Origin of the sequence: Okeania sp. SIO3I5 (assembly GCF_010672085.1) — a bacterium.
GTDB lineage: Bacteria > Cyanobacteriota > Cyanobacteriia > Cyanobacteriales > Microcoleaceae > Trichodesmium.
This window is the reverse complement of record NZ_JAAHHT010000266.1, coordinates 1-12,191: the sequence shown is the minus strand read 5'-3', so window position 1 is coordinate 12,191 and position 12,191 is coordinate 1. Positions and strand designations below refer to the sequence as shown.

Genomic DNA, 12,191 nt, shown 5'->3' with positions numbered 1-12,191 from the left:
ATATTTCCTTATATTCAATCTGATGGTTTTAACCAGAGGTAATTATCAATTATTCATTGTTCATTATTCATTCTTCATTCTAAAATCTACCTCCCATAAACCCGGTTTCTTATAATACTTCCATTCCCAACGGATTAGATAGAACTATTCAACCGAACATGATATAATTCTTTGCTATGATGTTTTTGATAAGCCCTATATTCCGTACTTCTTGACCAAAAAATCAGGTCTCAAACCTCCCCAATCAAGGGGATGAAAAAGCGGTCGAGGGATGCCGAGGTTTCCTCGGCATATCCAATCGACCAAGAGAAATATTCGGTTCAATATTTCAAGTCTCTGACTTTCCTGCGGAATGCGGAGCAAACAGGCAGAGGTGCTGATAACTGATAACTGATAACTGATAACTGAAATGAGCTGCGGAATCTGGGATAAAAAATTAGAATCAAATAAAATGGATAGTAAAGAAGAAATTCTCACAACAGAAACTGTCAATTCAACTATTGACTATAATGAACAAATTCATATTCCTGGTTGGATTCAATCTCATGGAGCATTATTGGTTTTGCAAGAGCCAGATTTTGATATTATTCAAGTTAGTAGTAATACAGAAGAATGGCTAAATATTCCCCCAGAAAATCTACTAAGACAAAACATAAAATGTCTCTTAGAATCTCATCAAATAGATAATATCCGCAAGAATTTAGCGGGAGATTTTGAATATATAAACCCAGTCAAATTATCTATTAAATGTGGAAATGAAGTTAAATTATTTAACTGTATTATCCATCGTAATGATAGGGTTGTAATTCTAGAATTTGAACCTTCTGAAGATAAATCAGAGCCAGATTTTTCCCAGTTTTATCAACTGACTTTGCCCACAATTAATCGAATTCAGAAATCTGTCAATTTACATGAACTTTGTGCGATCATAGTTAAAGAAATTCGCAAAATTACTGGGTTTGACAGGGTGATGATCTACAAGTTTCATTCTGATGACTCTGGAGAAGTTATCGCCGAAGATAAACGAGAAGATATAGAAGCATATTTAGGTTTACATTATCCTGCTTATGATGTTCCGCAACCAGCAAGAGATATTTTCTCTGTTAACTATCTACGAATTATTCCAAATATCAACTCTCAAGCTGTCGAATTAATACCTAAAAATAATCCTTTAACCAACCAACCCCTAGATTTAAGCTTTTCTGTACTACGGGGTGTTTCTTACTGTCATCTAGAATATCTCCATAATATGGGTGTTATGGGTTCAATGTCAATTTCTCTGGCGAAAGAAGGAAAACTATGGGGGTTAATTGCTTGCCATCACCAATCAGTTAAGTATATTTCCTACAATAAACGAGTGGTTTGTGAATTTTTAGGTCAAGTAATGTCGATTCATATTCCAATTAGAGAACAAAATGATAATTTAGATTATAAAGTTACTCTCAAGTCTGTTCAATCTGAGGTGATAAAGATTATTTCTGAGTCAGAAGATTTATTAACTGTTTTCAGAAATATCGGGAGTAAATTATTAACAATAGTGGGAGCAACGGGAGCTGTAATTTGTCTGGAAGGAGCATACCACAAAATAGAAAAAACACCAAGCGATGCAGAAATTACAGCATTACTAAATTGGCTAAAAAATCGGATCGATACTGATATATATTCAACTGATTCTTTGCCCATAATTTACCCTCCAGCTAAAGAATTTAAAGAGATTGCTAGTGGATTATTAGTACAAGAAATTGCCAAGGTACAAGAAATTTATGTTTTGTGGTTTCGACCAGAAGTAAGTCAAACAGTTAATTGGGCGGGAAATCCAGAATATCCGATTGAGATTGAATCTGATGGTACAATGAAACTTTGTCCTCGAAAATCTTTTGTAGAATGGCAAGAAATAGTTCAATTTCATTCCTTACCTTGGCAACTTTATGAAATACAAGGAGCGCAGGAGTTTAAAACTGCAATTGTGGGAATTATAATGCGCAGAATTTCTGAATTAGCAAAAATAAATCTGGAATTAGAAAAAAGTAATAGTGAGTTAGATTCTTTTACTTATATTGCTTCCCATGATCTAAAAGAACCATTGCGGGGTATTCATAATTATTCTACATTTTTGATGGAAGATTATGGGGAGATTCTTCAGCAAGATGGTCGAGAAAAATTAGAGACTTTGGTGCGTTTAAGTCAACGGATGGAGGATTTAATTAATGCTTTGTTATTTTTCTCCCGTTTAGGTCGTCAAGAACTCGATAAATCTGCTATTAATCTGAATGAATTAATTGCAAATGTGGGAGAGGTTGTTATGGCCAGTAAACCAGACGTGTCTTTTGAAATTAGAAAGATGGATAATCTGCCAGCGATATATGGAGACAAAATTCTTCTGGAACAGGTATTTAGCAATTTAATTAATAATGCAGTTAAGTATAATAAAAAAGACGCTAAAATTGTAGAAATAGGTTATAAAGAGACTGATGAATCTGCTAGTATTATATATGTCAAAGATAATGGTATAGGTATTCGAGAAAAGCATCAAGAGACAATTTTTAAAATTTTTAAAAGATTACACGGTCAAGATAAATATGGGGGTGGTACAGGAGTAGGTTTAACAATAGTAAAAAAAATTATTGAACGTCATGGTGGTCAAATTTGGCTAGAATCTAATTATGGAGAAGGAACAACATTCTATTTAAAATTATGGAATCAAGAATAAATATAGTAATCCTTAATATTTTGTCAACAATCTAAGAATAGAGTAGAGAAAAACTGTGAAATTATTACCCCTGTTCTCTAATTCCAAGAGATTTTTTTCAAAACTAAAGTATCATTGCCATAAATGAATCAACTACAAAATAATTATCAAAAAAACTTATCTTTGCTAGTAGTTGAAGATAATCAAGAAGATTATGTTGCATTAACTAGAATTATGAGAAAGCTAGATTTTCAGTATCCTATATATCACTGTGAAGATGGAGATGAAGCACTAGATTTTCTGTTTCAGACAGGAGAATATTCTGATCCTGAAATAGCTCCTCGTCCTACAATAATTTTAATAGATTTAAACTTGCCGGGAACTGATGGGCGAGAAGTAATTAAAGTGATTAAAAATAATCAACAACTTAAAAAAATTCCTGTAGTTGTATTTTCAACTTCATCAAATCCACAAGATATTCATATTTGTTATCAACAAGGAGCGAACAGTTATATGCAAAAACCAGTTAATATTAAAGACTTAAGCAAGAATATAGAAATTTTTTTATTCTATTGGTTTCAAGCAGTTATTCTCCCTTATAGTTGAGTTATATAGTAATTATGTAAGTATTCCGGTACAGAAATGCTCCGCAAACAGCTATTAAATCGAATCCCCTTACTTTGGGGCGTTCCTGAAATTTTGGGATGAATATTCAGTGGCGGTGGGACAGGCATCCTGCCTGTTCCTGCCTGTCCCAAAATATCAATAACGGGCAGGATGCCCATTCCACACAAGATACCCATTCCACAAAACTATTAAAATCATCCCGTATTTATGCAACACCCAAACGGGCATTAAATTGAATCCGCTGACAATGGAAGTGTTATAATAAATCGGGTTTGTGGAAGGTTAATATCAGCAAGTGTAGGGCATTTGATACTTTCCCCGGTTTCTCTACTTTTTTATACCGATACTACCATATTTGAGCTGAGAGGTTCCCTCAAAGAGGCAAAAACTCAAACTTTGGTAAGGGTTTGGTCGCCAAACCCCTATAAGACATGAATTCTACCAATACTCCTGGATTTGATATTATCGCGCTACATATCATATTAAGGTTAGGACATTTATAAATTTTGAAACTCTTTGAGAGTCTGCTTTTCCCTATTCCCTATTCCCCAGGGTAATATTTTTACTTGACAAAAATTTACAAACAGTATCTTACAGTGAGAAATCTTCTGAATTAGAATAGGATATGTGATTTTTTGATACAATCGTATTAGCACTAAGTAAATTAGGATAGAAAATTTATAAATAATGCTAGTTTGACATACTCCCGACGTTGCCCTTCTATTCCCCCCTTTCATGCGGGGGGTTAGGGGGGATGGAAAAATAGGGATTCTGAGCGCCTGGGAAACCCTGACCGCTGCGCATGACAGAGGTGATGTCCTCCCCCTGTCTTCATTGAACTTACGATCAATCATAAGTATCGTAATAAAATACCTCCTCGAAAGTCAAGGGGAGCATAACGTTTAGCATGTGGAGGTATCTAACCTTTGACCCTGGCTTTCCCATCCCTGAGCTCTCCTCCCCCCTTTCATGCGGGGGGTTAGGGGGGATGGAAAGCGCGGGACTTCCCGCCAGGGAAGTTAAATCTAGCGATTCAGCGGGCAGTGAGAGCTACGCTCCGCTGACGCGTTTCGCGTGCTTAGTTGCGGAGCAAACGTCCGCGTGTGCCTGTGGACTGACGCCGACGTTGCCAGTGCAATAGGGAATAGAACTGATTATTTAGAGAAAATCTTATGTTTATCTAGATAATTGTAGTGGACTGACACAGCTAAAACTGTGCATTAGATTTTTTATCCCTTGCCACCTTGTCTTCCTTGTCTTCCTTGTCTTCCTTGTCTTCCTTGTCTTCCTTGTCTACCCACAACTAAAAAGTAACGCACCATTTAAGGTGTGTCAGTCCAGTAGGTTTCTAAGAACGGCACTAAGTAGCTAAAACGAGCGTCAGGAATTACTTCTAACTTTATGTCCCTAATCCGACTCTCCTATCTGTACGTCCCCAATCCGACGGCTCCCATGACTGTAGCGCTATATTTCATCTGACTTCTGAGTATCGACTACTTCCGCAGAAAAATGTCTAACCCAACTTATAATCAAAACTCCCATACTGAGGGAAATACCATCAAACCTAAAGTTTTATTACCTAGGATAACTATTTTACTCCTGGATGATTCTGAGGTGGATCGCCTTACCTATATTCGTTATCTTAAATCAGATTTACGCTACACCTACCGCATCATAGAAGCTGAAACTTTAGAAGAAGGAATAGAAATGTGGCAGTCGGAGGAGGTAAATATAGCTTTGGTGGATGTCAACCTACCTGATGGAGATGGATTAGAATTTTTAGAAGCAATTGCCACTAACTACCCTAAAGATAAATTACCTGTAATTGTGCTGACTGGTGTGGGGGATGAGCGGGTTGCAGTACGGGCAATGAAACTCGGAGCAGCAGACTATCTGGTTAAGGGAGATATTACAGCTAACTTACTATGCACCTGCGTTAGTCAAGTGTCTGTTCGCAGCAAGGTCATTACTCAGTCAGACCTAAAGTATGCAATAATTCGGAATCCTCTAATTGTCAATCCAAATACAACGGTTAAAGATGCTATTACCCTGATGAATAAAGAGCGATCGCTAGGCAGCTCTGGCCAAGTAAGAGCAACCCAAGAGAAAGATCGTCATCAAGGGGCAAGGTCAAGTTGCGTATTAGTAGTTGAGGAAAATAGAGTCGTAGGTATTTTAACCGAGCGCGATGTGGTACGCCTCGGTGCTAAAAAGCAACCCCTAGATTGCTTGCTAATGAGTCAAATTATGAAAAGTGTTGTCATTACCCTGCGTGAGTCAGATTTGACCGATTTGTTTTCTGCGATTAACCTGTTTAAGCAGCATCATATTCGTCACTTACCAATCCTAGACGACCAAAAACGCATAGTTGGACTATTAACCCATGACAGTTTGCGACAAGTCTGCCAACAAAATGACTTGCTACAGCTACCTCTGGTGAGGGAAGTAATGAACTCTGAGGTGGTTTGTGCAACACCAGAAACTTCTGTATTGGTAATTGCCCAACTGATGACAGAACATCGCATTAGTTCTGTTGTCATTGTAGAACCTGGTTGTACGACTACACAACCCCAACAAATTCCGGTGGGGATGCTGACGGAGCGAGATCTAGTAAAATTTCAGGCATTGGACTTAAATCTAGAAAATTGCACCGCAGAAGCAGTGATGAGTAAGCCAATTCTAGCAATTAAGCCAGAAAGGTCACTCTGGAATGTTCAACAGCTTATGGAGGAGCAAAATATCCGTCGGTTAGTGGTGACAGGGGAGCAAGGAGAGCTTCTAGGAATCATTACTCAAACCAATGTGTTGCAAGCCATCAATCCCCCGGAAGTTCATAATTTAATGGAAGTTTTGGAAAAACAGGTGGTGCGTCTGGAAGCAGAGCGAGTCAAATTGCTGGAAGATCGCACTGCCGAGTTAGAAGGTTTGCTAGACGATCGGACTGCTGTGCTTAAGGCTAAGGTAGAACAAGAAAAATTACTGATGACTGTAACGGAGCAAATCCGGTCATCCCTAGATTTGCAGAACATTCTTGATACAGCTGTGCAAGAATTTCGTTTACTGTTGCAGTGCCATCGGGCGATCGTTTACCAATTCCGTCCTGAGTTTTCTGACATTGTGGTTGCTGAGTCAATTGCTGAAGGTGAGCGATCGCTTTTAGATTCAGAACTTGCTGATTGTTGGGTTACTCCAGAATGGATGGATCAGTATCGCCTGGGTAAGATTCGGGTAGTAAATGACCTATACAAATCAGATTTAACTCCAGAAAAGCTTTCTGATATTCGTGCAGTGCTGGTTGTGCCTATTATTGTAGAAGAGCAATTATGGGGTTTGATGCTCGCAAGTCATCGTCATACCTACACCTGGACAAGGGATGGGATTGATTTAGTGCAACGGTTATCTGTTCACATTGCTATTGCTATTCAACAAGCAAAAGCATATCAACAAATGCGAGCAGCAAAAGAAGCTGCCGAATATGCTAACAGTGCCAAGAGCGAATTTTTAGCCCTAATGAGTCACGAAATTCGGACTCCGATGAATGGTATTCTGGGACTTACCCACTTAGTTCAACAAACTCCTCTTCAGTCTAATCAGCGAGACTACCTCAAAAAAATCCAGAGTTCCGCCCAATCGTTACTGCAAATCATCAATGACATCCTCGACTTTTCCAAAATCGAAGCGGGGAAACTGGAATTGGAATTTATCCTATTTGAATTAGATGACATCCTAAATTCCATCAACAATATTCTTGGTCTCAAAGCTGCTGAAAAAGGAATACAACTGGTTTTTCAAGTTGGGGATGATGTTCCCCAGTGTTTAATTGGAGACTCTCTGCGTTTAACTCAGGTGTTGATGAATCTGGCGAGCAATGCTGTCAAGTTCACTGAAACTGGTTTTGTGACTATTGCAGTTGAACTGCTTAGTTGTACTGATGAAACTGTGCGTCTGAAGTATCAGGTGCAAGATACAGGGATGGGTATCGATCGCTCTCAAATCGAAAGACTATTTCAATCTTTTACACAAGTTGATACTTCTATCAGTCGCAAGTACGGTGGCACAGGACTGGGACTGGCAATTTGTCAAGGTATTGTTAACATGATGGGCGGCAGCATTGGGGTTGAGAGTGAACTGGGTAAAGGCACTACATTTCATTTTGAACTAGAGTTTGGCTATTCTAGAGAACTTAGTGATACTTCTGATTTTCCTGTATCAACCAATCTTAGAGATACTCAATTGTCTGACTTGGTAAGACTTGAGGAAATTCAGGGAGCTAATATCCTATTGGTAGAAGATAATGCAATCAACCAACAAATCGTCCGGGAATTGTTGCAAAAGGTAGGGTTGAATGTAGATTGCGCAAGCAACGGAAAAGAGGCGATCGCTAAAGTTCAGGAGCTTAGTTACGACCTAATTTTGATGGATATTAGGATGCCGGAAATCGATGGTTTAGAGGCAACCAGGTTAATCCGTTGTCTGGCAGAGGAGAACAACAGGGAAGGTAAATGGTTTGCCACAGTGCCAATTATTGCCATAACAGCTAATGCCATGGATATAGATAGAACCAAAAGTTTAGAAGTTGGGATGAATGATCATCTCGCTAAACCTATTAATCCCCAAAGGTTATATGAGACTCTCTGCAAGTGGATTGTTCCTACTCGGAGTTCTTCTGTAATCACAAATATCTCCAGTGTTTCTCCAGAACAGGGTTCTCTTCCAGAGACTACTGTGTTACCTCTACCTGGCCTGAATGTTGATTTGGGTTTAGAGTTTATCGGTGGTGACTGGAACAGTTATCTGGAGATTCTGAAGCTTGTTCAAACCTGTAAAGAAGACTATGAGACAGAAATATTGGCGGCCATAAATCAGGAGGATTTGACTAAGGCGTTACATCTGGTTCATTCCCTGAAAGGGTTGGCAGGTAATATTGGGGCAGAGACTGTCTACAAATATGCTGCCTCTCTAGAGCGGGAGTTACGCAGTCAAACTTCCGATCTAGAATTCTTGTCTACTACAGCTATAATTTTAGGGGAAAAGTTTCAACAAGTATTAAATAGTATTGATATTCTGTTAGGGAGTAGGAAATAATGGATAATGGATAATGAAAACTATTTCTAATCAGGGTTTGCTGAAAAAGTCTTTGTCTTGAGGTAGGAAATAATGAATAATGAATAATGAATAATGAAAACTATCTCTTATCTGTAAATGCTTTGATATTTAATCAGCAAACCCTACAGCGCTTTCCAAATCAATGAACCACATCGCTACAAGTAAAATATGGTAGGGGCGATTCGCGTTTGCGGAGCATTCCGTAGGAAATCGCCCTTACTGTGGTTCACCTAAATGAAAACCACTGTAATTATCAATTATCAATTATTAATTATCCATTATCCATTATTTAATAAACCTTGCTGCAAAACTCCTAAGACTTTAGCCAAATCTCCTGCCAATAAAGCAGTTTTATCTAACCATAATCCAGGGAAAAATTGAGAGCAAATTACACCATCACTATTTGCCTCAAGTTTGACATATTCTCCAGTTGTTAACTTAAACCAGTCAATTTCGCGATCGTAAACTCGCCACACCAAATATTCTTGTACTTGATTACGACGATAGACATTAAGTTTTTGATGCAAATCATAAGCAGCACTGGAAGCAGCAATTTCTACAATTAATTCTGGCGCACCATCAAGATAATCATCCTCAGTAATACGCGACTGTCCTCCAGTTTCAATTCTCAAGAGTGCATCTGGTTGAGGTTCGTTGTCAGCATCTAGTCGCACTGTTGCATTGTCAGCTAAACCCACTCCAGGAGTAGATGCCACATAAACTGCCAACCAAGCAATAATATAAGCATGGGGTTCGCCATGACTTTTGATTCTAACTGGGGATGTCATATAAACAATACCTTCAATTAATTCTGCTTTTTTCAAATTAGGCATAGCATTGTAGCGATGCTCAAATTCTGCACGGGTAAGTTGATCTCCATTTTCTAATGGAATAGTTGATTTTGAAGAAACTTGAGTAGTCGGTATCATAAATTAATTGATAATTAATAATGGATAATTAATAATGATTGATTTTATTTTTTGTTTCTAGATATGTCTATTATACATGATTTATATTGATAATTTCTATTTAATATAGCATTTCTCATATCCGTGAGGTACATCTCTATCCCCCTAAATCCCCCTTTCTAAGGGGGACTTTGAGGTTCAACAGTGTACCTCATAAAAATGAGAAACGCTATAAATCCGGTTTCTCTGCTTTTTAATATCGGTTATCAGAAACCGGGTTTATAGGAGGTAGATGTTAGTCTGGTAGGGTATTTAATAAACCTGGTTTCTCTTAATTATTAATTATCCATTATCCATTATCCATTATCCATTATTAATTATTCATTATTAATTATTCATTATTTTTCATAGATAAACCAATGCGTTTCAACTTTTCATTGACTTCTAAAACTCGCACTTTTACTACTTGCCCAACTTTCACAACTTGCTTGGGATCTTTAACAAAATAATCTGCTAATTGAGAGATATGTACTAATCCATCTTGATGAACTCCCACATCAACAAATGCACCAAAGTTTGCCACGTTAGTTACTATTCCTTCTAACTGCATTCCTACTTCTAAATCGCTAATTTCTTTGATACCTTCTCGAAAAGTTGCATACTTAAATTCTGCTCTGGGATCGCGCCCTGGTTTTTCTAATTCACCAATAATATCTTTTAGGGTTGGTTCCCCAATTTTATCGGTTACATACTTTTTTAAATCCAGAGATTTCACTTTTTTTGATATTTCATTAATCTGATTTATTGAGACACCTAATTCTTGAGCGATCGCTTCAACTACTGAATAACTTTCTGGATGTACTGCGGTATTATCTAAAGGATTTTCACCGCTCCGAATTCGCAAAAAACCAGCACAAAGTTCAAAAGTTTTTCCACCTAATTTTGACACTTTTAAAATTTCCTGACGACTTTGAAAAGCTCCATTTTCATTTCGATATTTGACTAAGTTTTTTGCCACTGTGGAACTCATTCCAGAAACAAAAATTAGGAGTTCTTTGGAGGCAGTATTCAAATCTACTCCCACATAATTTACGCAACTTTCTACTGTTTCATCTAACTTTTTTTTCAACAATTTTTGGTCTACATCATGTTGATATTGACCGACTCCAATAGACTTCGGTTCTATTTTGACAAGTTCTGCTAAAGGGTCTTGTAAACGTCTACCGATACTAATAGCTCCTCGGACTGTAATATCTAAATCGGGAAATTCTTCTATTGCTACTTTAGAAGCAGAATAAATTGAGGCTCCAGATTCATTAACCATGACTTTTATTGGCTTTTTATCGAAAGTAGAAATTACTTCTGTGATAAATTCATCTGTTTCTCTTCCTGCCGTACCATTACCAATAGCAATTAATTCAATTTTGTACTTTTGAATTAACTGTTGAATTGTTGTAGTAGCTTTTTGTTTTTGGGCTGTAGATTGATGGGGAAATATAGCTTGATATTCTAAAAATTTACCTGTTTCACCTAACACGGCAACTTTACAACCAGTTCTAAATCCTGGATCAATTCCTAAAGTAGGTTTCATTCCTGCAGGAGCAGATAATAATAATTCTCTAAGGTTAGTTTCAAAAGTTTTAATTGACTCAATATCTGCCTCAGCTTTTTTCTGGGTTCTTACTTCATTTATCAAAGAATTTTTCATCAAACGATTAAAAGCATCTTTGAGCATTTCCTGATAAAAATTTCTGATTTCTTTAGCTCTGGTACGAATTTCTGAATCTGCCAAATAAGATAGTACAAATTCTCGATCAAAATCCAACTCTAGATTTAATATTCCTTCGGTTTCTCCTCGTAACAAAGCCAACATATTATGAGGAGCAATATCTTTAACATTTACCTGAAAATTTCGGTACATTTCAAATTTAGTTGTACCTTCTGGATAATCATCTTTTATTTTGGAACTAAAACCAGTTTTTTTGAGAAAATATTCTCGAATATAAGCGCGTAGTTCAGCTTTTTCTGCCACTGCTTCTGCCAAAATATCAGATGCTCCTTGGATAGCATCTTCTAAATTTTTGACACCTTTTTCCTCATAAATATATTTAACTGCTTCTTCTTCAATAGAGATAATTTTTGCCTGGGGATGATTCAGAGATTTAATAAATTCTGCCAAAGGTTCTAAACCTTTTTCCCTAGCAATAGTTGCCCTAGTTCGGCGCTTTGCTTTATAGGGAAGATAAAGGTCTTCTAATTCTGTTTTTTGCAGACAAGACTCTATTTTTTCTTGTAATTCCTCCGTAAGTTTGCCAGCTTCAGAAATTGCTTTTAAAATTACTTTTTTTCTTTCTTCAAGTTCCTGAAGATAAGTAAATCTATCCCAAATATTCCGCAGTTGAGTTTCATCCAGGGAACCAGTATATTCTTTCCGATAACGAGCAACAAAAGGAATAGTTGCTCCTCCGTTTAAAAGTTCCAGAGCATTTTTAATATTTTTAGGATTGATATTTAATTCTTGAGCTAGGGTTTTATTTATGTCCAACATAAGCTATCTAGATAAATATAATTTTTAATTATTTTATACCAAATAGAAATCCTATCAGATTTTTTCCGAAATTTTCGTTCTCCCAACCAAGATAAAAATTTGATTCACTTGTCAGATTTTATCCTCAAGTTTCCGTCTCCCAAACCAAACAAAAATTCGATTCACTTGTCAGATTTTTTCCGAAATTTTCCGTATCCCAAATCAAACAAAAATCCGATTCGCTTGACAGATTTTTTCCCAAATTTTCGGTCTGCCAACTCCAGGAAAAATCTGATCGCAAGTGCAAACGACTGAACTCCAGTAACTTACTTCT

5 protein-coding genes are annotated in these 12,191 nt (G+C 37.1%); 3 read left to right on the top strand and 2 right to left on the bottom strand.

What is annotated here, in order from left to right; translation table 11 throughout:
- Window positions 1–409 precede the first annotated feature (409 nt).
- The 3 genes from F6K40_RS34355 (at window position 410) to F6K40_RS34345 (ending at window position 8,401) form a co-directional block, all read left to right on the top strand.
- Window positions 410–2,710 carry an ATP-binding protein gene (locus tag F6K40_RS34355; RefSeq protein WP_293142856.1) on the top strand — a complete coding sequence of 767 codons (2,301 nt, stop codon included), beginning with the start codon at window positions 410–412 and terminating at the stop codon, window positions 2,708–2,710.
- A gap of 123 nt (window positions 2,711–2,833) precedes the next feature.
- Window positions 2,834–3,295, top strand: coding sequence for a response regulator (locus F6K40_RS34350; RefSeq protein ID WP_293142853.1), 462 nt, complete (start codon window positions 2,834–2,836; stop codon window positions 3,293–3,295).
- A gap of 1,530 nt (window positions 3,296–4,825) precedes the next feature.
- The gene (locus F6K40_RS34345) at window positions 4,826–8,401 is read left to right on the top strand and encodes a response regulator (protein ID WP_293142850.1); all 3,576 of its coding nucleotides are present in this window, start codon (window positions 4,826–4,828) and stop codon (window positions 8,399–8,401) included.
- A 299-nt stretch (window positions 8,402–8,700) separates the two neighbouring features.
- Here F6K40_RS34345 and F6K40_RS34340 read toward each other — a convergent pair whose 3' ends face one another.
- Together F6K40_RS34340 and F6K40_RS34335 are read right to left on the bottom strand one after the other, a co-directional pair.
- Window positions 8,701–9,351, bottom strand: coding sequence for a Uma2 family endonuclease (locus F6K40_RS34340; protein WP_293142847.1), 651 nt, complete (start codon window positions 9,349–9,351; stop codon window positions 8,701–8,703).
- Between the two features lie 370 nt (window positions 9,352–9,721).
- The gene (locus F6K40_RS34335) at window positions 9,722–11,878 is read right to left on the bottom strand and encodes a Tex family protein (protein WP_293142844.1); all 2,157 of its coding nucleotides are present in this window, start codon (window positions 11,876–11,878) and stop codon (window positions 9,722–9,724) included.
- Window positions 11,879–12,191 lie beyond the last annotated feature (313 nt).